This is a genomic window from Pseudomonas sp. NPDC087614, assembly GCF_044743485.1.
Lineage (GTDB): Bacteria > Pseudomonadota > Gammaproteobacteria > Pseudomonadales > Pseudomonadaceae > Aquipseudomonas > Aquipseudomonas baetica_A.
Genome location: NZ_JBIUWN010000010.1, coordinates 93,107 through 117,993 on the forward strand (window position 1 = coordinate 93,107; position 24,887 = coordinate 117,993).

The following is a 24,887-nucleotide window of genomic DNA, read 5'->3' on the forward strand; positions in this document are numbered from 1 at the left end:
CGCTCCCGATGAATCGTCATCGCTTCCTCGTGGCGTCGTCCAACTCAACAAAAAATGGCGTCTTGCCGGCGGCGTTTGTTTGGAAGCCGCTGCGGGCAAGAGCCAGCACCTGCAAGCCCTGTACGCCGGGCAGCCTGAGCAATGCACTCACCTGCACTTCATTGTGCAGCGCCTGTTCGATAGCCGCTTGTGCGCCGTCGTATAGTTTGTCCTCAGCGATGACCACGCACAGGCTCGCACCGCTAGCTCGCCGATGGATCTGTACCTGGACATCGGTGGGGCCCAGTTTGGCCAGCGCTTGCCCGAGTAGGTCCAATACCTGTCGTTGAGTGATGATCGCGCCGCCTAGCTTGATCGTTGTCTCCACCCGTCCCTGGAGTTCCTGCACGGGAAAGCTGCTGCCGCAGGTGCAACTCGATACGTTGCGCAGGATTCGCCCGCGATCACCCATTCGATAACGCAACAGCGGCACATGATCGGGCAGCAGCGGCGTCAGCAGAAACTCACCGCTGTTACCATCAGCCACCGCTTGTAAAGTCAGGGGATCAACCACTTCGATCAGCATCGCGTCGGCGTGCAAATGATAAAAGCCGTGCTCAAGATGAGCGCACTGAAAGCCGATGGGGCCGGTTTCCGTCGAGCTGTAGCCCAGCGACCGGATTTTCAGCGCCGGCCAGTCCCGGGCCAGTTGCTCGCGCAGCGGTTGACTGCAGGGTTCCCCGATATAGTAGAGCCATCTCAGACTGGCCAACTGTGCCGCATCAATATCGTTGTGGTTGAACAGCGCCGCTGCCAGGGAAGGGGTACAAATCAGCGCGTCGGCCGCTTGTGACTCGATCAGCTCGGCAATCCGCTGGACGCCCATCAGTGATCCGGCTGGCAACAGGCGCGCACCGATATGCTGGACAAGGGCCGCCGCATATTGAAAGGCACCCTGCATTTCGCCGGCGGTCAGACCGTTGATGACCACGCCTGGACGTTCATCTTCCCCCCCAAACATCCGCGCTCCAAGCGGCACGATACCGGCGTTGAACGCCCAGGAATGCGTGATGTGTTTACGGTTGCCGGTGCTGCCTCCTGACGTCAGGGTCAGCCCGCCGCCCGGCGTACGGTGAGAAGCCTCGCCAAGTACGGAGAACAGCACACCGCCAGATTCATCCTCCACCGCTTGAATCGGCAGAAGATGAAGGTCCTCCAGGGTCTGCACTTGCAGGATCTGCGGACACAACGCACAGAACCACGGCAGAGAGCGCGCGTAAGCCAGTTTGCGTGCAAAGGCTTGGTCAGTAACTATCCGATCATCGCTCATCGTCACGCCCTCCCTGACGAATGCCTAACTCATCGAACCCGCTCCTGACCGCATTGGCCAGACATTCCAACTGCCCCTCACTGTGATTCGCGCTGATGGCCAGACGTAAAATAGCCTCGCCCTTGGCCACCACCGGAAATAACGCGGTTGTGACAGCGATGCCCTGCCGACGCAGGTGCAATGCCAGACTGATTGCATCGCGCTCGGCCCCCACACGGACGAAACGAATGGGTGATGCGATTTCATGGTTGCCCAGCACCGAACCGAGCAGAGTGTCGATCCGGGCAACATTTCTCCACAGGGCAGCCTGTAACTGACCGAGTTCCGGCGAAAGGTGAATTTTCCCGGAGGCAACCGCCGCGCCGACACCGCCCATCGACAGTGGCCCACCGAAGGTATAGGTCGACGCATGGCGCCGAATCATCTCGGCATCGCCGGCCGTGAGCAGGGTAATCGCCCCACCGGTCGCACCAAATGCCTTGGACAGCGATGACAGAAGGATCAAACGATCGCGCAGTCGCTTATCGGCAGCGACCAATGCATAACCACCACCTGCCACCCCATGGATCGAGGTGCCATGGGCATCATCGGCATAAAGGTAGCCTTCAAAACGCTCGGCCAACTGCAACAGTCGTTTGATCGGATACAGGCCGCGCATCGAGCCAATACTGTCGGTCAGGATGATCGGTGTATTGCCAGCCGCCACCGCCGTTGAACATGCCTGCTCGACCTGCTCCACATCGCTGCAATCACAACGCCGTACAGGGCCGAACTGCCACAGAATCCCTTGTAGCACTTGCATCGAGGCATGGGCCGCCCGGTCGACTATCCAGCAGGGACCACGACGCAACGGATAAGACGGCAACTCGCCGGACCCGAGCAATGGCAGGCAGCCCAAATGCGCGCTGCCCACCGAGTTGAAGGTGACCGTATGGCCCTGAAATATCTGGTCCAACTGCTTATCCAATTGACGCATCGGCGGCAGCAGCGCCCGGGTTCTTGCGGCCGCAAACTGCACACCGAAAGATTCGACGGCGTCCACCGCGCCTTGAATAAGGCGGGGGTCGCACTCAAGCCCCAGGTAGGAGCATGAAAGGAACTCGGTGAGTCGTTCGCCGCTGCTCAATTCGATGTCCTTGCCCTCGCGCCTCATCAGTTTCAGGCCGTTGAGCCCTGCCTGGAACAACTGCTGCTGGTCGTCACGCGCCTGGCGGACACGGTTTTTGACCCAATTGACGGTCGGTTGTTGAGTATTCATCGGGATACCTGCGAAAGGGTCCGGCGATAGACCTGTACACGCCAGAGCTGGGTTTTTTCTTGTGCGATCGCTTTCTGGAACTCGGCAGTGACATCGCTGAAACCTGAACAATCGGGTTGAACCACATGCAAATGGCCACGCATGACCGTCAAAGCCTCATCGGCCAGAGACGGGCGCAATCGCTGCAAAACACGGGTGCCAGCGGCTTCGGGCAAGAACGAGGGCACGTCGGAGAGCGAGACGAAATCAACATCCGCGTGCATGGCAACACAGTCGAGCATGTCGGCCTGTACTACGTGCAACTCGCACTGCTGAAGTGCCTCACGGGCACGCTTGAAAATCTTCGGATCGCACTCAAGCGGAAAACCTTGCCGATAGCGCAGTTCACCGAAAAACAGCATTTGCAGGAAAAAGCTCTCGCGCACGACCTGAGTGGTGAACATCGCGTGGAAAATCTTCAGATACGCCGCACGGGAACTGATGCCCAGGTTGTTGGGTGGAAACGAGCCTTTGTAGAGAAGGGAATTGAGCACGGCTGCATTGCCCAGCAGGGCGATCACAGCCTTCCAGCGCTTGAGTGGAAAGCGGGTTAGGTAATATTGCGTTTGCTCGCCAAGATCGTTGTGTTCAAAGATGCCTCGACCCGCTTTGCCGGTAAAAAGTCGATTGACCATCGCCAACCGCTGCAGGGCCTGCTCGAAGGCGCCCATGTAGATCGGCGCTTGCCATTGACGGGACTGGAACAACTCTGACAGCCAGCGGCGATCGGTCCGGGGCAAATCCAGATGCTGAAACAGGGACTGGCGTTGTTTGGCCAAAACGTCTGTCCGGTAACCCATGAATGCCATGAACGACTCATGATCGGTCTGTTGCAGCAGGGCAAACCGCAACCGCGTGAACGCCAGTTGGGGCGCACTGATATCGGTACAGGTCATCCGCACCGGCCTGCGGGCCAGCAGCGGTAGAAGACGTCCGCCACTCCCGGCGACACCCACCACATGCCTGGCACGTTGGGGCAGGATCGCGTATTCAAGCGCGGTGTCTTCATCCCCCAGTGCATAGTTCAGACGATCGAAATAGTCAGCCATGCGGGTTTCCCTCCGCCAGCCCTGAAAATCGAAGTGCGGACTTCATGATTTATCCAACGCGTGAAGGAAGTCATAACGCGGCGCGCGGCCGTTTTGCCAGGCTTCATACTGGTCATAGACGGCTTCAAGCATGTTGCCGGTCAAGCGCAAACTGGTCTCCATGACAGTCGCAATGGCATCCCAGTCGGACTGAGATTTACACGTGCGCTGCAGGATGAGTTTTATTTCATGGAAGTGTTCGACATCAATATCGGAGTGCGCCATGAAGAACGTCAACTGAGCCGGCTTTAGCGAGAGTGTCTCGCGCAGGCTATTAATCAGCGGATTTATGAAATGATAGGCATTTTCTGCCCAATAACTGTATCCCAGCCGTTGTAGCGAATTGCCGGTAAAGGAAATCCAGTATAAATAAGCAATCAGCACTTCAGTTTCCGGAGCTGCCGGCGGAATCTTAAAATCTTCACTCTTTAGACCAAGGCTCATGACATCATGCAACGCCATTTTTTCATGGCCGACTTCTTGCGCCGCATGTTCAAAACAGAACTTTGCATAAACCGGATTATCGGCATGTCGCACCCCCACCAGACCTTGGTTTCGTGCGTTATGTGCGGTGTAGTGAAAAGTTTCGATCATGTAGATTGCATATAACGCTTTGGAAACACTGCCCTCGCGTATAGCTTTTACCAGCCGTGAATTATTCAGGATTGCCGCCCACGAACTTTCGATTCGTTCATCAAGCAGGCTCAACTGTTGTTCAAAATTGACGGGCGTGCTCATCGTGGCTCTCCAGGTGCAGGGTGGTTGTATGGGCAGGTTGTTGCACGGCGGCGAAAACTTGCTTCCATTGCGCTGACAGCAGCCAGTAATCGCCGCGGGCGCGTTGTTCGATATGAAGGGCCTCAGAGGTAATCGGTGTCAGACCGAACCGTTGGAACAATCGCCGTTGTGGCGATCGGCAAAGTGCGACGACACCCTCATGACCGCGCGTGATGGCCCACTCTGTGGCGGCCGCCAGCAGACAGTTGATCGGAACCGGCAGATGGTTTTGCGAGAGAGTGATCAACCGGCTGAACTCGACATAGCGCGATAGCACCATGGTGGGAGCAACATGTTGCTGCGTCAGTGACGCCCATTCGAACGGCGATGGAGTCACTCTTAATACCGCCACCAGTTGCTCATGTTGATACAGTAAAAAATGAGTACTGCGCGACACTATCGCCAGCTTCTTTTCAAGCAAAACAGCCCTTGATGTCAGCATGTAATGCTGTAATCGAAGCCGAAATTGACGACCAATAAATCGTTCGAACTCTCGCGTGCCTGATCCCGCTTCAAGAATAACGACACGACAATTTTCATGGCGATTATTCAATTCCGCCTGAAGTGACTGAAGATAATCCGTTAATTGTAAATCCGTAGTATCCATTCCTTCTCCGCAGACGTTAACTTATCGAAGTTTTCTGAGCGCATTGAAATAATGGATGCTTTTGGAAATATCGCCACCGCGCGATTTCTGATAATGACGTGGGAAAAGTTACCTATTTTTAATACTTGGCGACAAGTCTGACGTAAGCGGGAAAAATATAAACAACAAACTGTTGTAATTTGTTAGTGACTCGAAAGATAAGTCGTAGGCATATGCAGCCCTCCTCGCCCTATAAAGGCGAGGAGGACTCATGCTATCGATTGAGGGGGGCGTCAGTCGGGACGAATGACGTTGCCGGTGGCCAGATCACGGATGACGCTGGGGTTCTTGCGTCCACCCAGTTCCCCGCCCAGCACCAGATCGATCTGCCCACGGAAATACTGTTCGACCCGCAACCTCGTGCGCGCCGCCGGACGCCCTTGTGGGTTGGCCGAGGTCGAAATCAGCGGCCCGACCATCGAGCACAAGTCGCGCACCTGCGGATGATCGCTGACCCGCAACGCCACGGTGTCGTGTACACCCGTAACCCACTCAGGCAGCAGGTTCTGGTGCGGCACCAGCCAGGTGTTCGGCCCTGGCCAGGTGCTGGCCATGCGGTCGATCCACTCCTGCGGGAAGTCTTCGAACAGAAAGTCGAACTGGCGGATGTTGTCGGCGACCAGAATCAGGCCCTTGTCGACCGAACGATTCTTGATCGCCAGCAACCGATCCACCGCCTCTTCGTTCCACGGGTCGCAACCCAGTCCCCAGACGGCTTCGGTTGGATAGGCAATCACCGCCCCGGCACGAATCTCTCGTGCGGCTTGTTGCACACGCCAACTGTTGACCATGAAAAACTCTCCGCAAACAGGTTTCGCGCAGTTTACCGATCTTCCCTGTAAAACCTAGCGTGTCCTCGCCAACCAGCGACCGTTTTCACACACTGCACGGCCGTCCATTTCCAGTTCGGTCAGTGCCGCCAGCACTTTGGGCAAAGCCCAGCCGCTGCTGGCGACCAAGGCTTCACTGGTGTGTGGCGCCGCGTGGAGCAGGCGCAGCAGTGGGTGATCGGTTTTCGGGGTGTCGGTGGATATCGGTAGACGCTGCCAGCCACGCAGCGCTTCAAGAATATGTTCGATGGTTTCCACCAGCACCGCGCCATCGCGGATCAACTGGTGACAACCCCGCGCACCGGGGTGATGAATGGAGCCAGGAATGGCGTAAACCTCGCGCCCCTGCTCCGCCGCCAGCCGCGCGGTGATCAACGAACCACTGGCGACACTTGCCTCCACCACCAATACACCAAGGGACAAGCCACTTATGATCCGGTTACGTCGCGGGAAGTTGCTCGCGCTCGGTCCGGCGTCCAGCGGGAACTCCGAAAGCACCGCGCTGCCCGAGGCAATCATTGCGTCAGCCAGTCGCCGATTGCGCTGTGGATAAAAATTTTCCAGACCCGTGCCAAGCACGCCGACCGTCTGCCCTCCCACGTCCAGTGCCGCTTGATGCGCGGCGGCATCAATACCCAACGCCAAGCCACTGTTGATGACAAAACCGGCCCCGGCGAGGCTGCGGGAAAACGCCGCCGCTGTGTCCATTCCCGGACGCGAAGCGCGTCGACTGCCCACCATCGCCAGTTGCGGTTTCTCCAGAATAAGCGGATCGCCAGCCACGAACAGCAGCGGTGGCGGATCGGGAATCTGTGCCAACAAGGCCGGGTAATCCGGTTGATCCCACATCAGCAAATGCTGACCTGGGCGCTCTAGCCAGCGCATTGCATGACTGGCGCCCTCGCGCACTTCAGGACAGCGCCGCGCTTCAGCGCATGCCGCTGGCAAACCCAGCGAGCGCCAGGCGCTGGCCGGGGCGCTGATGGCTTTGGAAGCCGAGCCGAAGGCTTCGAGCAATTTGGCAAACCGCTTCGGGCCGATTTCCGGCAAGCGGTGCAGGCGCAGGCGCGCTTCCAGTTCCGCCGGGGAAACGGGCGTACAGACAGACATCATCATGGATCATCCTTGATCGTTATAAGCCCCGAACCATTCGGAACAAGCTGTGGATAACTCTGTTGGTAACTTGTTGGGCACGCTTACGGATTGCGCACCTTGTCGAGCACCGCCAGCGAGCGCGATGCGTTGAGCACGAGGCCGTAGCTGAGCTTTTCGTAGGTGCGGAACACCATCAGCAATCCGGCGCGTTCGTCGGGAATTTTCAAGGGTTGGCCGGTGATGCGGTCACGCACGGTTTCCCCGGTTTTCATCACCACCAGCACATTGCCTTCGGCCAAACCATCGCGTTTGCCCTTGTTCAGGGTGACCACGTCCATCACACCGATCTGGGTGACGCCGCGGGGCACGTCGATGATCACCCCGTTGATGTTGCTGGCCGGGGCGCTGGGCATGAAGGTCGAATTGATCGAACGCTCTTCGCCGCTGAACAAACGGTCGCCGAGGCGCACTTCCTGAGTGGTGCGTTGCAGGGCGAGGGTGGCGACGTCGCCTTCGGTGGCAACGATTTCACCACCACCGATGTCGTCGGCGTTGATCCCCAGAAACTCCTTGGTCTGCGGATCGGTGTAGACCTTGCCCTGGCGGAAAATCCCGTAAACCGGCTGGTTCGGGTCGAAATGGCCGCGAGCGAAGATGCGGTCTCCGGTGCCGCTGAGCACCCGTTCGGCATCACCGGCAACGATGTACGGCGCCTTGTCGAAGTCCTCGACCTTGTCGACGATGCGGTTGCTCAGCAGAAAACTGTTGATCGATTTCAGTGGGATGCTCGGAATCGCCTCGGCCACCGGGCTGGTGCGAATTCGTGGCGACAGCTTGATCGTGCCCCGTGACTCGCCACGGTTGAGGGTCAGTTGCGGCTGGCCGTTGACGTAATTGAGCGTCAGCGTGTCGCCGGGGTAGATCAGGTTGGGGTTTTCAATTTGCGGATTGGCCCGCCACAACAGTGGCCATTGCCAGGGCTCACGCAGGTATTTGCCGGAGATATCCCAGAGGGTATCCCCCGAAACCACCGTGTATTGCTGTGGAAAACCATCCCTGAGTTGCACTTGCCCTTGCGCCACGCCGGCCGAAGCCAGAAGCAGCAGGGCGAGTAGTGTTTTCCTCATGCAGCGAATCCCTTTATCATGTGCGTTCGCGTGAACCGTCAGAGCCCCCGTGGCTCGCTACTGCAAACTGCATTAGCTACGCTTCACAACGGTAGCCTGCATCTTCGGACCTGCCAGGCCATCGACCCGACTTTACTCAATACGTGCAGCAATCAGCCTATGGCCATTTTAAACATCCTCGAATTTCCGGACCCGCGTCTGCGTACTATCGCCAAGCCTGTGGCCGTAGTGGACGACGAAGTGCGTCAGTTGGTCGATGACATGTTTGAAACAATGTATGAAGCGCCGGGCATCGGCCTCGCCGCGACCCAGGTCAACGTGCACCAACGTATCGTTGTGATGGACCTTTCCGAAGACCGCACCGAACCACGGGTATTCATCAACCCCGAGTTCGAATCGCTGACCGAAGAAATGGATCAGTATCAGGAAGGCTGCCTCTCGGTGCCGGGTTTCTACGAAAACGTCGACCGCCCGCAGAAGGTCAGGATCAAGGCGCTGGACCGCGACGGCAAGCCCTATGAGCTGATCGCCGAAGGCCTGCTCGCCGTGTGCATCCAGCACGAATGCGACCACCTCAACGGCAAATTGTTCGTCGATTACCTGTCCACGCTCAAACGCGACCGGATCAAGAAGAAACTGGAAAAGCTGCATCGCCAGAACGCTTGATGCCCCTCTTCAAAGGCTTGCTGCGGCAAGCCTTTTTCTTTTTATGAGACGCCTTCCATGACTGAGCCACTGCGCATCGTTTTTGCCGGTACACCTGAATTCGCCGCTGAACACCTCAAGGCCTTGCTGAGCAGCCCTTACGAGATCGTTGCGGTCTACACCCAACCGGATCGTCCGGCCGGTCGCGGGCAAAAACTGATGCCGAGCCCGGTTAAACAGCTAGCGCTGGAAAATAATATCCAGGTGTTGCAGCCGCCGACTTTGCGCAACGCTGACGCTCAGGCTGAACTCGCCGCGCTGAAGCCGGACTTGATGGTGGTGGTCGCCTACGGCCTGATCCTGCCGCAAGTGGTGCTGGATATTCCGCGCCTGGGCTGCATCAACAGCCACGCCTCCTTATTGCCACGCTGGCGCGGTGCAGCGCCGATTCAGCGAGCCGTGGAAGCGGGCGATGCCGAAAGTGGCGTGACCGTGATGCGCATGGAGGCGGGCCTCGACACCGGGCCGATGCTGCTCAAGGTCGTCACACCGATCAGCGCCGAAGACACCGGCGGCAGTCTCCACGACCGTCTCGCCGAGCTGGGCCCACCGGCCGTGGTGCAGGCGATTGCCGGTCTCGCTGCCGGAACGCTGGAAGGCGAAGTGCAGAACGATGACCTCGCCACCTACGCGCACAAACTCAACAAGGACGAAGCGCGCATCGACTGGAGCCGCCCGGCCGTTGAGCTGGAGCGTCTGGTCCGCGCCTTCAATCCATGGCCGATCACCCACAGCACCCTCAACGGTGAAGCGTTGAAAGTGCTGGCGGCGACGCTCGCCGAAGGCAACGGCGCACCGGGCACCATCCTCAGCGCCAGCAAGGACGGCTTGATCGTCGCGTGCGGCGCACAGGCACTGTGCCTGACCCGTCTGCAATTGCCCGGCGGCAAGGCGCTGAACTTCAGCGACCTGTTCAACAGCCGTCGCGAGAAATTCGCCGTCGGCACCGTGCTGGGCGCTGCGGTGGCCGCGCAATGAACCCGCGTCTGGCCGCCGCCAAGGCACTCGCCGCGGTACTGAGTGGCAAAGCCTCGCTGAACAGTTCCCTGCCGACACAACTGGACAAGGTCGAGGATCGCGATCGCGGCTTCACTCAGGATCTGGCGTTCGGCACAGCGCGCTGGCAGCCACGCTTGTCGGCGCTGGCGGAAAAACTGCTGCAGAAACCCTTCAAGGCCGCCGACGCCGATGTCGAGGCGCTGCTGCTGGTCGGGCTCTACCAACTGCTCTACACCCGTGTGCCGGCCCACGCCGCCATCGGTGAAACGGTAGGGTGCGCCGACAAGCTGAAAAAGCCTTGGGCCAAGGGTTTGCTCAACGCCGTGCTGCGTAACGCGCAACGCGAGAGCGAAACGATTTTCGCCGAACTGGAGCGTGATCCGGTGGTGCGTACCGCCCACCCCCGCTGGCTGCAAAAATCCCTGAAAGCTTTCTGGCCCGAGCAGTGGGAAGCGATCTGCGAAGCCAACAACGCGCATCCGCCGATGATTCTGCGGGTCAATCGCCGTCATCACAGTCGCGACGCCTACCTGGGGTTGCTGACTGACGCCGGTATCGCGGCGACACCGTGCGTTTACAGCCGCGACGGCATCGTCCTCGAAGCCGCCGCCGACGTGCGCAGCCTGCCGGGTTTTGCCGATGGCTGGATCAGCGTGCAGGACGAAGCGGCGCAACTGGCCGCCGACTTGCTTGACCTCGCTCCGGGCCAGCGGGTGCTCGATGCCTGCTGCGCCCCGGGAGGCAAGACCTGCCACATCCTTGAGGCCGAACCTGCGCTGGCTGGCGTGGTGGCGGTGGATCTGGAAGCCAAGCGTCTGGTGCGAGTCAGAGAGAACCTTGAACGGTTGGGGCTGAGCGCCGAACTGATCGCCGCCGACGGTCGCGAAACGGCAGTATGGTGGGACGGCAAACCGTTCCAGCGCATCCTGCTCGACGCACCGTGCTCGGCCACAGGCGTCATCCGCCGCCATCCGGACATCAAACTGACCCGCCAGGCCGACGACATCGCGGCTCTGGCGCAACTGCAAGGCGAGTTGCTCGACGCAATGTGGAAAACCCTCGAAGTCGGCGGCATTGTGCTCTACGCCACTTGCTCGACTTTGCCGACCGAGAACACCGAAGTGATTGCCGCGTTCCTCGAACGCACGGCGGGCGCACGGGAACTCGATCTGGCAACGACGGCCGGGATCAAGCAGCCCCATGGTCGCCAATTGCTGGCCCAGCAGGGTGGCCATGACGGTTTCTACTACGCCAAGCTGATCAAGATCGCTGCCTCTCGCGGCTAAACGGATTCAACGGAGTGACTGGATGAAAATCATCATCCTCGGTGCAGGACAGGTCGGCGGTTCGCTGGCCGAACATTTGGCCAGCGAGGCCAACGACATCACGGTGGTCGACACGGACGGCGAGCGCCTGCGCGACCTCGGCGACCGCCTCGACATCCGCACCATTCAGGGCCGTGGCTCGCTGCCGTCGGTGCTGCGTCAGGCCGGCGCGGACGACGCCGACATGCTGGTTGCGGTGACCAACAGCGACGAAACCAACATGGTTGCCTGCCAGGTCGCCCACACGCTGTTCCACACCCCGACCAAAATCGCCCGGGTGCGCGAAGCGTCTTACCTGGCCCGCGAGGAACAACTGTTCCAGAACGAAGCGATTCCGGTCGACGTGCTGATCAGCCCCGAGCAAGTGGTCACCAATTACATCAAGCGCCTGATCCAGCATCCCGGCGCCTTGCAGGTGATCGACTTCGCCGAGGGCAAGGCGCAACTGGTGGCCGTGCGTGCGTATTACGGCGGGCCGCTGGTGGGTCAGCAACTGCGCCAGTTGCGTGAACACATGCCGAATGTCGAGACCCGTGTGGCAGCGATTTTCCGCCGCGACCGGCCGATCCTGCCTCAGGGCGACACGGTGATCGAAGCCGATGACGAAGTCTTCTTCATCGCTGCGCGTGAGGATATTCGCGCGGTGATGAGTGAAATGCGCCGTCTCGACGAAACCTACAAACGCATCGTCATCGCCGGTGGCGGGCAGATCGGCGAACGCTTGGCCGAGGCCATCGAAAGCCGTTATCAGGTGAAGATCATCGAGATGAGCCCGGCACGTTGCCGCTATCTCTCCGACACCCTCGACAGCACCGTGGTGCTGCAGGGCAGCGCGTCGGACCGCGACTTGCTGCTGGAAGAGAACATCGCCGACGCCGATATCTTCCTCGCCCTGACCAACGATGACGAAGCCAACATCATGTCGTCGCTGCTGGCCAAACGGCTGGGGGCTAAGAAAGTGATGACGATCATCAACAACCCGGCTTATGTCGATCTGATCCAGGGCGGCGACATCGACATCGCCATCAGCCCGCAACTGGCGACCATCGGTACCTTGCTGGCCCACGTGCGCCGTGGCGATATCGTCAGCGTTCACTCATTGCGTCGCGGTGCGGCGGAGGCCATCGAGGCGATTGCCCACGGTGACGCCAAATCAAGCAAGGTGATCGGCAAGCCCATCGATAAAATCGGCCTGCCACCGGGTACCACCATCGGCGCCGTCATCCGCAATGAACAAGTGATCATCGCCCACGACGACACCGTGATCGAAGCGGGTGACCATGTAATTCTGTTCCTTGTGGATAAAAAGCATATCCGGGATGTGGAGAAGTTGTTCCACGTCGGATTGAGCTTCTTCTGAGTGTGGCGGTAACAGCACAGGCCTCTTCGCGGGCAAGCTCGCTCCCACAGGGGAATGCATTCCAGTGGTGGGGCTTGCTGGCGAAGGCGGCCTCACTAACCCCCAGCAACACCTGACACTCCACAGAAAGGAATCCACAAATGCTCCAATCCCTGGAAAAAATGCTCGCCAAGGGTGTGGATAACGCCCTGCTGCGCTTTGGCCTGGGTAAGGGATACTTGGACCTGGGAGAGAACGCCAAGGCTGCCGAGCACTTTGAGCGCTGTGTCGGTTTCGATCCGAAATATTCGGCGGCGTGGAAACTGTTGGGCAAGGCGCAACTGGCGCTCGGCGATAGCGCCGCCGCACGCCACGCCTGGGAGCAAGGTCTGGAAGCGGCCCGCGCCCATGGCGACAAGCAGGCCGAGAAGGAAATGACGGTGTTTCTGAAGAAGCTCGATCGTCAGGCGCAATGATCTACAGATAGCGCAAGCCGATCCCGTCGGCATCCACCGTCACCACTTCCATCCGCACTCGTGGCGCGCCTGTGGGTAAATCCTGCACCTGCCCGTAAACCACCGCGCCCTTGGGCAATGACGCCAAACGCGAATGCTGGACATACACCCCGGTAGGCGACAGGTTGCGCGTTTGCCCAAGGCATTCGCCAAAGCTGTCGTGACTGATCTTGATACGCAATGATTTGCGGTGTTCGGACATCTGCTGCGCCCTTGAATGAACGGTTGTGGATAACCCTGGAGGTGAAGTTATCCACAGATCATGCCAATCATGATCTCCAACGCCTCAGTACCAGCGCTCCTCGCCCGGTGGACGTTTCTTGAAACGCTTCATGCTCCACATGTACTGGCTCGGATACGCCGCCACATAACGCTCGACCACTTGGCTCATGGCCGCGCAGGACGTCTCGGTATCGGTGCTGTACATGGCGTCGGGCGCGGCTTCGAGGATCACTTTGTAGCCGGAACCATCGGGCAGACGCAGTGCATGCAGGAACACGCCAACCGCTTTGCCGCCAGCAAGCATGTTCGGTACGAATTTGCTGGTCAGCGCCTGAGTGGCGAAGAACGGCACGAAGATCCCGGCGGATTCGGCCGGTTCCGGGTCGGCCGGAATGCCCACCGCACCACCTTTGCGCACTTCCTTGATGACGCTGAGGATGCCTTCTTTGGTGGAAGCGGCGACTTTGTTGCCCAACTGCACGCGCTGTTTGCGCAGCAATTGATCCACAGCCTTGAGCTTGGGCGGACGGTAGAAAATGATCGGTTTGCACTGGCTGCAATAGAAGTGGTTGAGCACTTCCCAGTTTCCCAGGTGGCTGGTGATACCGACCACGCCTTTACCCGAGGCCAGTGCATCCTTGAGGATGTCGAGGCCTTCGACTTCGCGCACCAGATCAATGGAACGCTGGGCTGGCCAGATCCAGGCGCAGGCGCTTTCGGTCAGGGACTTGCCAATGTCTTTCAGGCTCTGGCCGACCAGACGTTCACGCTCAGCCGGGTCCATCTGAGGAAAACACTTGGCGAGGTTGATCCGCACCACGTCGCGTGAACGGTTGGGGGTTTTCCACATGATCCAGCCGATCGCCGAACCCACGGCCTGCACCGCCCGCCATGGCAGCAGGGCAAACAGCCGCAGAGCGCCTACCAGCAAGGCGCCTTTAAACTTTTCCACAGGTCACTCCTGATCTTGTGCTGTGCGCGAGGCGGCCATTCTAACCGCCGTTGACGAGTTGCGCGTAGCGGTCGCAGTCCTGCGTGTGATCCATGACCATGCCCGAGGCCTGCATCAGCGCGTAGCAAATGGTCGGGCCGACGAACGTGAACCCGGCCTTTTTCAGGGCTTTGCTCATCTCCAGCGCTTCGGGGGTGATGGCCGGGACTTCGCTGCGATCCTTGAAGTGATTGACGATTGATTGGTCGCCAACGAACGACCAGAGAAACTCCACCGGGTTCTCCAGCGCCAGCCACGCCTGGGCATTGCGCCGGGCAGCATTGAGTTTGAGGCGGTTGCGGATGATCCCCGGATCGCGCATCAATTCGTCGATTTCGGCGTCAGTCATCTGCGCGACGCGCTGGACGTCGAAGCCGAACAACACCTGGCGATAACGCTCGCGTTTGCGCAGTACGGTGATCCAGGAAAGCCCGGCCTGGAACCCTTCGAGCAAAAGCAACTCGAACAAACCCTGCGCATCGCGTAGCGGCGTGCCCCACTCCTGATCGTGATAAGCCATGTACAGCGGATCTTCGGTACACCAAAAGCAGCGTGGCATAAGGCTCCAGGGGGCGTGCGCAGCAACGAATCGGGTATACTCCCGCTCTTTAAATCGCAGCCCAAGAAACAGGTGAATTTCGTGAGCCAGCCTACGCCAGCCGTGCGTACCTTCCAAGACTTGATCCTCGCGCTCCAGCAATACTGGGCCGAGCAAGGTTGTGTGGTACTTCAGCCCTACGATATGGAAGTAGGCGCCGGCACTTTCCACACCGCGACCTTCCTGCGCGCCATCGGCCCGGAAACCTGGAACGCCGCCTACGTGCAGCCAAGTCGCCGTCCAACTGACGGCCGCTACGGCGAAAACCCGAACCGTCTGCAGCACTACTATCAGTTTCAGGTAGTCCTGAAACCGAACCCGGACAACTTCCAGGAGCTGTACCTGGGCTCCCTCAAGCATGTCGGCCTGGACCCACTGGTCCACGACATTCGCTTCGTCGAAGACAACTGGGAATCGCCGACCCTCGGCGCCTGGGGTCTGGGCTGGGAAGTCTGGCTCAACGGGATGGAAGTCACTCAGTTCACCTACTTCCAGCAAGCGGGCGGCATCGAGTGCTACCCGGTGACCGGCGAGATCACCTACGGTCTGGAACGTCTGGCCATGTACCTGCAAGGCGTGGACTCGGTCTACGACCTGGTCTGGGCTGACGGCCCGATGGGCAAAGTGACCTACGGCGACGTGTTCCACCAGAACGAAGTGGAGCAATCCACTTACAACTTCGAACACGCCAACGTCGACAAACTGTTCGAATTGTTCGACTTCTATGAAGGCGAAGCCAAGCGCCTGATCGAACTCGACCAGCCGCTGCCGTTGCCGAGCTACGAAATGGTGTTGAAGGCCTCGCACACCTTCAACCTGCTGGACGCGCGCCGGGCGATCTCGGTGACCGCGCGTCAGCAATACATTCTGCGCGTGCGCACCCTGGCGCGTTCCGTTGCGCAAGCCTACCTGCTGGCTCGCGCCAAGCTAGGCTTCCCGATGGCGACCCCGGACCTGCGTGACGAAGTACTGGCCAAGCTGGAGGCTGCACAATGAGTGCGCAAGATTTTCTGGTTGAACTGGGCACCGAAGAACTGCCACCCAAAGCCCTGAACACTTTGGCCGACGCGTTCCTCGCCGGTATCGACAAGGGCCTGCAAGCCGCCGGCCTGAGCTACGAGACGAAAACCGTCTACGCCGCGCCGCGTCGTCTGGCTGTATTGATCACCGCGCTGGCCACCCAGCAGCCGGATCGCAGTATCAACCTGGACGGCCCGCCACGTCAGGCGGCGTTCGACGCTGAAGGCAATCCAACGCAAGCAGCCTTGGGCTTTGCCAAGAAGTGCGGCGTCGATCTGAGCGAAATCGACCAGAGCGGCCCAAAACTGCGCTACAGCCAGAACATCGCCGGCAAGCCGACCGCGAGCCTGCTGCCGACCATCGTCGAAGATTCGCTGAACGACCTGCCAATCCCGAAACGCATGCGTTGGGGTGCGCGCAAGGAAGAGTTCGTGCGTCCGACCCAATGGCTGGTGATGCTGCTCGGTGACCAGGTCATCGACTGCACCATCCTCGCGCAGAAGGCTGGCCGTGACTCTCGTGGTCACCGCTTCCACCACCCGCAAAGCGTTCGCATCGGCTCGCCGTCGAGCTACCTGGCCGACCTGCGCGCCGCTTATGTATTGGCCGATGCCCACGAGCGTCGCGAGATCATCAGCAAGCGCACTGAAGAGCTGGCCACCCGTCAGGAAGGCACGGCAATCGTTCCGCCGGCACTGCTCGACGAAGTGACCGCACTGGTTGAATGGCCGGTGCCGCTGGTGTGCTCGTTCGAGGAACGTTTCCTGGACGTGCCGCAGGAAGCACTGATCACCACCATGCAGGACAACCAGAAGTATTTCTGCCTGCTGGATGCCGACGGCAAGTTGCTGCCACGCTTCATCACCGTCGCCAACATTGAAAGCAAAGACCCACAGCAGATCATCGCCGGTAACGAGAAAGTGGTTCGCCCACGCCTGACCGACGCCGAGTTCTTCTTCAAGCAAGACAAGAAGCAGAAACTCGAAGTTTTCAACGATCGCCTGAAGAACGTGGTGTTCCAGGAAAAACTCGGCAGCGTCTACGACAAGGCCGAGCGCGTTTCGAAACTGGCGGCTTATATCGCCGCACGCATCGGCGGCAACGCGTCGTGGGCTGCCCGCGCTGGCCTGCTGTCGAAGTGCGACCTGGCCACCGAAATGGTCGGCGAGTTCCCGGAGATGCAAGGTGTCGCCGGCTACTACTACGCCCTCAATGACGGCGAGCCGGAAGATGTCGCGCTGGCACTGAACGAGCAGTACATGCCACGCGGCGCCGGTGCTGAACTGCCGGCGACCCTGACCGGTGCAGCCGTCGCGATCGCTGACAAACTGGACACGCTGGTCGGCATCTTTGGCATCGGCATGCTGCCAACCGGCAGCAAAGACCCGTACGCCCTGCGCCGTGCGGCTCTCGGCGTGCTGCGCATCCTGATCGAGAAACAACTGGATCTGGACCTGAACGACGCCGTGGCCTTCGCCGTGAATGCGTTCGGTGCCAAGGTCAAGGCTGCCGGCCTCAACGACTCCGTGCTGGAATTCATCTTCGACCGTCTGCGTGCGCGTTACGAAGACGAAGGCGTGGACGTGGCGACCTACCTGTCCGTACGTGCCCTGAAGCCAGGTTCGGCGCTGGACTTCGACCAGCGTGTACAAGCGGTTCAGGCCTTCCGCAAACTGCCGGAGGCGGCAGCGCTGGCGGCGGTCAACAAGCGTGTTTCCAACTTGCTGAGCAAGCTTGAAGGCGCTGTACCGACTGAGGTGCAGGCCAAGTACTTCGACAATGCCAACGAGTTCTCGCTGTATTCGGCGATCCAGCAAGCGGATCAGGCTGTACAGCCAATGGCCGCCGCGCGTCAGTACAACGAATCGCTGGCACGCCTGGCGGCATTGCGTGAACCGGTGGATGCGTTCTTTGACGCCGTGATGGTCAATGCCGAAGACGCCAATGTGCGGGCCAACCGTTACGCGCTGCTGGCGCGACTGCGTGGCCTGTTCCTGGGCGTGGCCGACATTTCGCTGCTGGGTTGAGGGATTGCTGTTGAAACTGCTGATTCTCGATCGTGACGGAGTGATCAATTACGACTCCGACGCTTACATCAAGTCGGTGGAGGAGTGGATTCCTTTGCCCGGCTCGATCGAGGCGATTGCGCAGTTGAGCAAGGCCGGCTGGACGGTGGCGGTCGCCACCAACCAGTCAGGCATTGCTCGCGGCTACTACGACCACGCCACCCTCGACGCCATGCACACGCGCTTGCGCGAACTGGTGGCGGAGCAGGGTGGCGAGGTCGGTTTGATCGTGTATTGCCCGCATGGGCCGGACGAGGGGTGCGATTGCCGCAAACCTAAACCGGGGATGTTGAAAACCATCGCGGCGCATTACAACATCGAACTGACCCATGTCTGGTTCGTCGGTGACAGCCTTGGTGACCTGGAGGCCGCCAAAGCCGTCGATTCACAACCCGTTTTGGTAAAGACCGGGAAAGGCGAAAAGACTCAGGGCAAAACCCTGCCGGTTGGCACTCTGATTTTTGACGATCTAGCGGCAATTGCCGCAGAACTTATCCACAACTAGAGTACTTCTGAAATTCCTGACCAGGGATTGATCGGGAGTGCGCTTGAACAGTCGGGCATTGCCCGTAACGGTAAACGTCGCCATGTCGATACTGCGGGCCATCAGAATCTTCCTCTTTTACCTGCTGCTGGGCACCACCTCCTTGCTGTGGTGCAGCCTGAGCTTTTTCATCGCGCCCTTTCTGCCATTCAAGGCGCGTTATCGTTTTATCAACGTGTACTGGTGCCGTTGCGCCTTGTGGTTAACCAAGGTGTTTCTGGGTATCCGTTACGAAATCAAAGGCGCGCAAAACGTGCCTGACCAGCCCTGCGTGATTCAATCGAACCACCAGAGCACTTGGGAGACGTTCTTTCTCTCCGCGTATTTCTCGCCGCTGAGCCAGGTGCTCAAGCGCGAACTGCTTTACGTGCCGTTCTTCGGCTGGGCCATGGCGATGCTGCGGCCGATCGCAATCGATCGCGACAACCCGAAAGCCGCGCTTAAACAAGTCGCGGCCAAAGGTGATGAACTGCTCAAGGACAACGTTTGGGTGCTGATCTTCCCTGAAGGTACACGCGTTCCTTTTGGCACTGTCGGCAAGTTCTCCCGCAGTGGCAGCGCTTTGGCGGTAAATGCTGCACTTCCGGTGCTGCCGATTGCACACAATGCCGGCAAATTCTGGCCGAAAATCGGCTGGGGGAAAAAATCCGGTGTGATCACGGTGGTCATCGGCGAGCCGATGTATGCCGAAGGTACTGGCCCCCGCGCCATCGCCGAACTCAATGACCGTGTGCAAGCGTGGAACGAGAAGACCCAGCGCGACATGGGTTCACTGCCACCGGCCCCACAAGCCCCCGCCGCCAGCGATCAAATGGCTGTCTGAGATTTTGTGGATAACCTGTGTACGGTTTTGTTGAAAAAGCTTGAATATTCAATATAAGAGATTGATTTACTTATATATTTCACAAGCTCATAAAACGCCGTAAATGGTGCATAAGTTTTTTTCGGATGTAAAAAAACCGGCTGATATAGCCGGTTTTTTGTATCTGTTTACTCAGGGATCAGCGGCAACTCAAGGACAAACGTGGTGCCCTGATCAACCACGCTGCGGCACTCGATGCGGCCACCATGGTGATCGACCACAGCCTTGACCATCGACAGGCCCAGGCCTACACCATCAATGCCTTGGGCGGATGAAAAACGCCGGTACTGACTGAACAAATCCGGCAGTTCCTGCGCGGCAATGCCCTTGCCCTGATCGGTCAACTCACACTGCAGCCATTCGCCGCCACAACTGACACGCAGCGCGATCCGGCTATCCGCCGGGCTGTATTTGATCGCGTTTTCCAGCAAGTTGAACAAGGCACGGGTCAGCAACCCCTGGTCGGCCTGTATCAGCCGCTCCTGAGATTGCTCATCCATGTCGTGAAACACATCGATGCGTTTTTGCTGGGCAATGGGTAAGACCTGATCCAGCACGTCGAGCACCAACATCGCGAACAACGTTGGCTGAAACTGATAGGCCTCGGATTCGGCGCGCGCCAGCAGCACGAAGCCATCGGTCAGATCCAGAGCGCGACGGACCTGACGCTCAATCTGTTCAAACAACGGCGAGTCAGCACCAGCCTGATGACTGTGGACGTCGAGCAACGCAAGAATCGCCGAGTGCGGAGCACGCAGATCATGGGAGAGAAAGCGCAGCAACACACCGCGCTGTTCTTCCGCCGCGCGTTCAGCACTCAGATCTGTCAGGCTCAACAGCCAGCCGATGGGCGTGTCACCGTCCACCGGCAGCAGTGCCGCACGTTCCAGGCGCAGACTGCGTTCCTTGTGATCTCTGAACTCCAACAGTGGCAGCGCGGACAACAGTGGGTGTGGCTCGGTAGACAACTCTGGATATCCGAGGCGCGCCAGTTGAACGAGGATATCGTCGCCCACCAGTTGATTTTCGAAGAGATGGCGAGCCTTTCGATTGCCCAGCAGGATTTGCCCCTTTGGATCGCTGATCAGTGTCGCGACCGGCAGGTATTCCAGGCCGTCAGCGATAAAACGCCGGGTATCACGGGTGCGGCTCATGGCTTGCTCAAGCGCCATGATCTGGCCCTGCAATCGATCGGCGCCGGTGAGTTGTGTGCGGCGTCGTTCGGGAAAGACTTTCGGCTCGCTGTCCAACCGCGCCAACTCCCAACCGAAATAGGTCAACACCACGCTCAGACGTCGCCAGTTCCAGATCAAATAGCCGAACAACATGCCCAGTACCGCAGGTGTCGGCGACCACCAACGTCGCATTTCAGCGAGCCCGGCACTGGCCGTCAGCGCACACGCCATGCCTGTCAGCGTTATCCAGAGCGCCCAGCGCGGACGCCAAAGCAGCAAACCCAACACAAACGCCACCATGCCCACCGACAGCATCGCTCCCCCCCCGGGGCCCGCTGCGTGCAGGTTGATCTGCGCGCGATAGGACAGCAATGCAGTCAGCGGCAACAGCACTAGACTTATCCACAACCACTCGCGTACCAACTGTCGAAACAGTCGCTGCACTTGGCTGGGTTCACGACTTTCGTACCGACGCCGATCATTCATGGGAAAAACGGCAGGGGTAGGTGAATGGTTTCATAGGCCACAGGTCTGAAGACGTAGAACGGAGAATCATAGCGGACGTCGACCAATGGCGGCCGCATACTTTCATAGCGATGGGCGAGCCGGTATTGTCGACACCCCACCGCCCCAGCAACAGGGAAGAACCGCGTATGCGCGTTGCAATACTGGACGACGAGCCCGCCGAACTGCGCCGGGTCGAACAAACCCTGCAACAAATGGCTGAAGTCGGAGACCAGCCATGGTCACTGCACAGCTTCGAACGTGGCGAAGACCTGCTGCGACAGTTACGCCGGGAAACCTTCGACCTGCTAATCCTCGACTGGCAACTCCCCGACCTCTCCGGCCTGGCCCTTTTGCGCTGGACCCGCGAACACATGGAAGCACCACCGGCCGCGATCATGCTTACCAGTCGCGACGGAGAAAGCGATATCGTCCAGGCGTTGAATGCGGGAGCTGATGACTATGTCAGCAAACCGTTTCGCCCCAACGAACTGAAGGCTCGAGTTGCTGCGGTACTGCGCCGACACAGTCTGCAACGTACAGCCGCTACTGAAGTCCGCTGCTTCAATGATTTGACCTTCGATGACGCCGAACTGAGCGTCACCCGCGAAGGCAAGGCGATCGTTATGACGGAGCGCGAATATCGGTTGGCGCGCTGTCTGTTCAGCAATCTCGGTCGGCCGTTATCACGCGACTATCTTTACGAGCGCTTCTGGCCCCATGAAGAAGTGGCTTCCTCGAGACCTCTGGATACCCACATTTATCGCCTGCGCAACAAGCTAGGACTCACAGCGGATCGGGGTTGGCAACTGCTGACAATTTACGGTTATGGATATCGGTTAGAAAGTGTGTCGATAGCGAAGTAAGCGTTCGAACGCTACCCTACCTCCAAGATAGTGCGCACTAAAAAATGGTGTCTACTATCCTGGCTAATTTGGAGAACGATCAGGAGTGGGTGACCGGACAGTTACTCTAAGGAAGCTTTTTCGAGCCAAAAAACAAAACCCCAACTGCTTTCGCAATTGGGGTTTCGGAATTTAATCTTGACGATGACCTACTCTCACATGGGGAAACCCCACACTACCATCGGCGATGCATCGTTTCACTGCTGAGTTCGGGATGGGATCAGGTGGTTCCAACGCTCTATGGTCGTCAAGAAATTCGGGTACTGACTCGTGACCTGTTGGCCTCGCTTCAGCAAATTGGGTATGTGACAGCTGTCGGTGTTTTGTGAACATCGAACTTTCGGTTCGTTTCGTCTTCACACACCGCAATCTGGCTTTCAAGCGCAAATTGCTTGGGTGTTATATGGTCAAGCCTCACGGGCAATTAGTATTGGTTAGCTCAACGCCTCACAGCGCTTACACACCCAACCTATCAACGTCGTAGTCTTCGACGGCCCTTCAGGGAACTCAAGGTTCCAGTGAGATCTCATCTTGAGGCAAGTTTCCCGCTTAGATGCTTTCAGCGGTTATCTTTCCCGAACATAGCTACCCGGCAATGCCACTGGCGTGACAACCGGAACACCAGAGGTTCGTCCACTCCGGTCCTCTCGTACTAGGAGCAGCCCCTCTCAAATCTCAAACGTCCACGGCAGATAGGGACCGAACTGTCTCACGACGTTCTAAACCCAGCTCGCGTACCACTTTAAATGGCGAACAGCCATACCCTTGGGACCGGCTTCAGCCCCAGGATGTGATGAGCCGACATCGAGGTGCCAAACACCGCCGTCGATATGAACTCTTGGGCGGTATCAGCCTGTTATCCCCGGAGTACCTTTTATCCGTTGAGCGATGGCCCTTCCATACAGAACCACCGGATCACTAAGACCTACTTTCGTACCTGCTCGACGTGTCTGTCTCGCAGTCAAGCGCGCTTTTGCCTTTATACTCTACGACCGATTTCCGACCGGTCTGAGCGCACCTTCGTACTCCTCCGTTACTCTTTAGGAGGAGACCGCCCCAGTCAAACTACCCACCATACACTGTCCTCGATCCGGATAACGGACCTGAGTTAGAACCTCAAAGTTGCCAGGGTGGTATTTCAAGGATGGCTCCACGCGAACTGGCGTCCACGCTTCAAAGCCTCCCACCTATCCTACACAAGCAAATTCAAAGTCCAGTGCAAAGCTATAGTAAAGGTTCACGGGGTCTTTCCGTCTAGCCGCGGATACACTGCATCTTCACAGCGATTTCAATTTCACTGAGTCTCGGGTGGAGACAGCGCCGCCATCGTTACGCCATTCGTGCAGGTCGGAACTTACCCGACAAGGAATTTCGCTACCTTAGGACCGTTATAGTTACGGCCGCCGTTTACCGGGGCTTCGATCAAGAGCTTCGCGTTAGCTAACCCCATCAATTAACCTTCCGGCACCGGGCAGGCGTCACACCCTATACGTCCACTTTCGTGTTTGCAGAGTGCTGTGTTTTTAATAAACAGTCGCAGCGGCCTGGTATCTTCGACCGGCATGAGCTTACGGAGCAAGTCCTTCACCCTCACCGGCGCACCTTCTCCCGAAGTTACGGTGCCATTTTGCCTAGTTCCTTCACCCGAGTTCTCTCAAGCGCCTTGGTATTCTCTACCCAACCACCTGTGTCGGTTTGGGGTACGGTTCCTGGTTACCTGAAGCTTAGAAGCTTTTCTTGGAAGCATGGCATCAACCACTTCGTCATCTAAAAGATGACTCGTCATCAGCTCTCGGCCTTGGAATCCCGGATTTACCTAAGATTCCAGCCTACCACCTTAAACTTGGACAACCAACGCCAAGCTGGCCTAGCCTTCTCCGTCCCTCCATCGCAATAACCAGAAGTACAGGAATATTAACCTGTTTTCCATCGACTACGCTTTTCAGCCTCGCCTTAGGGACCGACTAACCCTGCGTCGATTAACGTTGCGCAGGAAACCTTGGTCTTTCGGCGTGGGTGTTTTTCACACCCATTGTCGTTACTCATGTCAGCATTCGCACTTCTGATACCTCCAGCAAGCTTCTCAACTCACCTTCACAGGCTTACAGAACGCTCCTCTACCGCATCACCCGAAGGTGATACCCGTAGCTTCGGTGTATGGTTTGAGCCCCGTTACATCTTCCGCGCAGGCCGACTCGACTAGTGAGCTATTACGCTTTCTTTAAAGGGTGGCTGCTTCTAAGCCAACCTCCTAGCTGTCTAAGCCTTCCCACATCGTTTCCCACTTAACCATAACTTTGGGACCTTAGCTGACGGTCTGGGTTGTTTCCCTTTTCACGACGGACGTTAGCACCCGCCGTGTGTCTCCCATGCTCGGCACTTGTAGGTATTCGGAGTTTGCATCGGTTTGGTAAGTCGGGATGACCCCCTAGCCGAAACAGTGCTCTACCCCCTACAGTGATACATGAGGCGCTACCTAAATAGCTTTCGAGGAGAACCAGCTATCTCCGAGCTTGATTAGCCTTTCACTCCGATCCACAGGTCATCCGCTAACTTTTCAACGGTAGTCGGTTCGGTCCTCCAGTTAGTGTTACCCAACCTTCAACCTGCCCATGGATAGATCGCCCGGTTTCGGGTCTATTCCCAGCGACTAGACGCCCTATTAAGACTCGCTTTCGCTACGCCTCCCCTATTCGGTTAAGCTCGCCACTGAAAATAAGTCGCTGACCCATTATACAAAAGGTACGCAGTCACCCAACAAAGTGGGCTCCCACTGCTTGTACGCATACGGTTTCAGGATCTATTTCACTCCCCTCTCCGGGGTTCTTTTCGCCTTTCCCTCACGGTACTAGTTCACTATCGGTCAGTCAGTAGTATTTAGCCTTGGAGGATGGTCCCCCCATATTCAGACAAAGTTTCTCGTGCTCCGTCCTACTCGATTTCATTGA

General features: G+C 58.3%; 22 protein-coding genes and 2 rRNA genes. 10 read left to right on the forward strand and 14 right to left on the reverse strand.

Annotated elements, in window-relative coordinates:
• Positions 1-16 precede the first annotated feature (16 nt).
• From ACIOWA_RS06450 to ACIOWA_RS06485, 8 genes are all read right to left on the reverse strand, one after another.
• Positions 17-1,309, reverse strand: a complete 1,293-nt coding sequence (locus ACIOWA_RS06450) for a phenylacetate--CoA ligase family protein (RefSeq protein ID WP_401158861.1) — start codon at positions 1,307-1,309, stop codon at positions 17-19.
• Positions 1,299-2,567, reverse strand: a complete 1,269-nt coding sequence (locus tag ACIOWA_RS06455; RefSeq protein ID WP_339432335.1) for an aminotransferase class I/II-fold pyridoxal phosphate-dependent enzyme — start codon at positions 2,565-2,567, stop codon at positions 1,299-1,301. The genes ACIOWA_RS06450 and ACIOWA_RS06455 overlap by 11 nt, the downstream gene beginning before the upstream one ends.
• Positions 2,564-3,655, reverse strand: a complete 1,092-nt coding sequence (locus tag ACIOWA_RS06460) for a DUF3419 family protein (RefSeq protein WP_339432334.1) — start codon at positions 3,653-3,655, stop codon at positions 2,564-2,566. Before ACIOWA_RS06460 ends, ACIOWA_RS06455 begins: the two co-directional genes overlap by 4 nt.
• 42 nt (positions 3,656-3,697) lie before the next feature.
• Complete coding sequence (locus tag ACIOWA_RS06465) at positions 3,698-4,432, reverse strand: iron-containing redox enzyme family protein (RefSeq protein ID WP_401158844.1); 735 nt, start codon at positions 4,430-4,432, stop codon at positions 3,698-3,700.
• The gene (locus ACIOWA_RS06470) at positions 4,410-5,078 is read right to left on the reverse strand and encodes a hypothetical protein (RefSeq protein ID WP_401158846.1); all 669 of its coding nucleotides are present in this window, start codon (positions 5,076-5,078) and stop codon (positions 4,410-4,412) included. Before ACIOWA_RS06470 ends, ACIOWA_RS06465 begins: the two co-directional genes overlap by 23 nt.
• Before the next feature lie 272 nt (positions 5,079-5,350).
• Positions 5,351-5,908 carry an L-threonylcarbamoyladenylate synthase gene (locus ACIOWA_RS06475; protein ID WP_339432331.1) on the reverse strand — a complete coding sequence of 186 codons (558 nt, stop codon included), beginning with the start codon at positions 5,906-5,908 and terminating at the stop codon, positions 5,351-5,353.
• Between the two features lie 54 nt (positions 5,909-5,962).
• Positions 5,963-7,063 (reverse strand): DNA-processing protein DprA, encoded by a 1,101-nt coding sequence (gene dprA, locus ACIOWA_RS06480; protein ID WP_401158849.1) that lies wholly within the window; start codon positions 7,061-7,063, stop codon positions 5,963-5,965.
• Between the two features lie 80 nt (positions 7,064-7,143).
• Positions 7,144-8,169, reverse strand: coding sequence for a LysM domain-containing protein (locus ACIOWA_RS06485; protein ID WP_339432329.1), 1,026 nt, complete (start codon positions 8,167-8,169; stop codon positions 7,144-7,146).
• Between the two features lie 159 nt (positions 8,170-8,328).
• Here ACIOWA_RS06485 and def point away from each other — a divergent pair, with 159 nt between their 5' ends.
• From def to ACIOWA_RS06510, 5 genes are all read left to right on the forward strand, one after another.
• Positions 8,329-8,835 carry a peptide deformylase gene (def, locus tag ACIOWA_RS06490; protein ID WP_339432328.1) on the forward strand — a complete coding sequence of 169 codons (507 nt, stop codon included), beginning with the start codon at positions 8,329-8,331 and terminating at the stop codon, positions 8,833-8,835.
• A gap of 57 nt (positions 8,836-8,892) precedes the next feature.
• Complete coding sequence (fmt, locus tag ACIOWA_RS06495) at positions 8,893-9,852, forward strand: methionyl-tRNA formyltransferase (RefSeq protein ID WP_339432327.1); 960 nt, start codon at positions 8,893-8,895, stop codon at positions 9,850-9,852.
• Complete coding sequence (gene rsmB / locus ACIOWA_RS06500; RefSeq protein WP_401158851.1) at positions 9,849-11,159, forward strand: 16S rRNA (cytosine(967)-C(5))-methyltransferase RsmB; 1,311 nt, start codon at positions 9,849-9,851, stop codon at positions 11,157-11,159. The genes fmt and rsmB overlap by 4 nt, the downstream gene beginning before the upstream one ends.
• Positions 11,160-11,181: 22 nt before the next feature.
• Positions 11,182-12,558, forward strand: coding sequence for a Trk system potassium transporter TrkA (trkA, locus tag ACIOWA_RS06505; RefSeq protein WP_221732233.1), 1,377 nt, complete (start codon positions 11,182-11,184; stop codon positions 12,556-12,558).
• A gap of 140 nt (positions 12,559-12,698) precedes the next feature.
• Entirely contained in the window at positions 12,699-13,013 is a 315-nt protein-coding gene (locus tag ACIOWA_RS06510; protein ID WP_339432325.1) for a tetratricopeptide repeat protein, read from the forward strand.
• A 1-nt stretch (position 13,014) separates the two neighbouring features.
• On the opposite strand, the gene ACIOWA_RS06515 is transcribed toward ACIOWA_RS06510, so the two are convergent.
• The 3 genes from ACIOWA_RS06515 to tag form a co-directional block, all read right to left on the reverse strand.
• The gene (locus ACIOWA_RS06515) at positions 13,015-13,254 is read right to left on the reverse strand and encodes a PilZ domain-containing protein (RefSeq protein WP_339432323.1); all 240 of its coding nucleotides are present in this window, start codon (positions 13,252-13,254) and stop codon (positions 13,015-13,017) included.
• An 84-nt stretch (positions 13,255-13,338) separates the two neighbouring features.
• Positions 13,339-14,226, reverse strand: coding sequence for a lysophospholipid acyltransferase (locus tag ACIOWA_RS06520; protein ID WP_339432322.1), 888 nt, complete (start codon positions 14,224-14,226; stop codon positions 13,339-13,341).
• A 40-nt stretch (positions 14,227-14,266) separates the two neighbouring features.
• Positions 14,267-14,824, reverse strand: a complete 558-nt coding sequence (tag, locus tag ACIOWA_RS06525; RefSeq protein ID WP_339432321.1) for a DNA-3-methyladenine glycosylase I — start codon at positions 14,822-14,824, stop codon at positions 14,267-14,269.
• An 81-nt stretch (positions 14,825-14,905) separates the two neighbouring features.
• Between tag and glyQ the strand changes: the two genes are divergently transcribed.
• The 4 genes from glyQ (at position 14,906) to ACIOWA_RS06545 (ending at position 19,316) form a co-directional block, all read left to right on the forward strand.
• The gene (gene glyQ, locus ACIOWA_RS06530; RefSeq protein ID WP_034152298.1) at positions 14,906-15,859 is read left to right on the forward strand and encodes a glycine--tRNA ligase subunit alpha; all 954 of its coding nucleotides are present in this window, start codon (positions 14,906-14,908) and stop codon (positions 15,857-15,859) included.
• Positions 15,856-17,910: a glycine--tRNA ligase subunit beta gene (gene glyS, locus ACIOWA_RS06535; RefSeq protein ID WP_401158854.1), complete on the forward strand. Its 2,055-nt coding sequence runs from the start codon at positions 15,856-15,858 to the stop codon at positions 17,908-17,910. The genes glyQ and glyS overlap by 4 nt, the downstream gene beginning before the upstream one ends.
• A 4-nt stretch (positions 17,911-17,914) precedes the next feature.
• Positions 17,915-18,454, forward strand: a complete 540-nt coding sequence (gmhB, locus tag ACIOWA_RS06540; RefSeq protein ID WP_401158856.1) for a D-glycero-beta-D-manno-heptose 1,7-bisphosphate 7-phosphatase — start codon at positions 17,915-17,917, stop codon at positions 18,452-18,454.
• A gap of 82 nt (positions 18,455-18,536) precedes the next feature.
• A complete protein-coding gene (locus ACIOWA_RS06545) occupies positions 18,537-19,316 on the forward strand; it encodes a lysophospholipid acyltransferase family protein (RefSeq protein WP_339432318.1) in 780 nt (259 codons plus the stop codon).
• Positions 19,317-19,483: 167 nt separating this feature from the next.
• Here the strand turns inward: ACIOWA_RS06545 and ACIOWA_RS06550 are convergent, their stop codons facing one another.
• Positions 19,484-21,016 carry an ATP-binding protein gene (locus ACIOWA_RS06550; RefSeq protein WP_401158858.1) on the reverse strand — a complete coding sequence of 511 codons (1,533 nt, stop codon included), beginning with the start codon at positions 21,014-21,016 and terminating at the stop codon, positions 19,484-19,486.
• A 167-nt stretch (positions 21,017-21,183) separates the two neighbouring features.
• On the opposite strand from ACIOWA_RS06550, the gene ACIOWA_RS06555 reads away from it, so the two are divergent.
• A complete protein-coding gene (locus ACIOWA_RS06555) occupies positions 21,184-21,900 on the forward strand; it encodes a response regulator transcription factor (protein ID WP_339432316.1) in 717 nt (238 codons plus the stop codon).
• Positions 21,901-22,075: 175 nt separating this feature from the next.
• Here ACIOWA_RS06555 and rrf read toward each other — a convergent pair.
• Together rrf and ACIOWA_RS06565 are read right to left on the reverse strand one after the other, a co-directional pair.
• Positions 22,076-22,191, reverse strand: a 5S ribosomal RNA gene (gene rrf / locus ACIOWA_RS06560).
• Positions 22,192-22,342: 151 nt separating this feature from the next.
• Positions 22,343-24,887, reverse strand: a 23S ribosomal RNA gene (locus ACIOWA_RS06565); the annotation flags it as partial.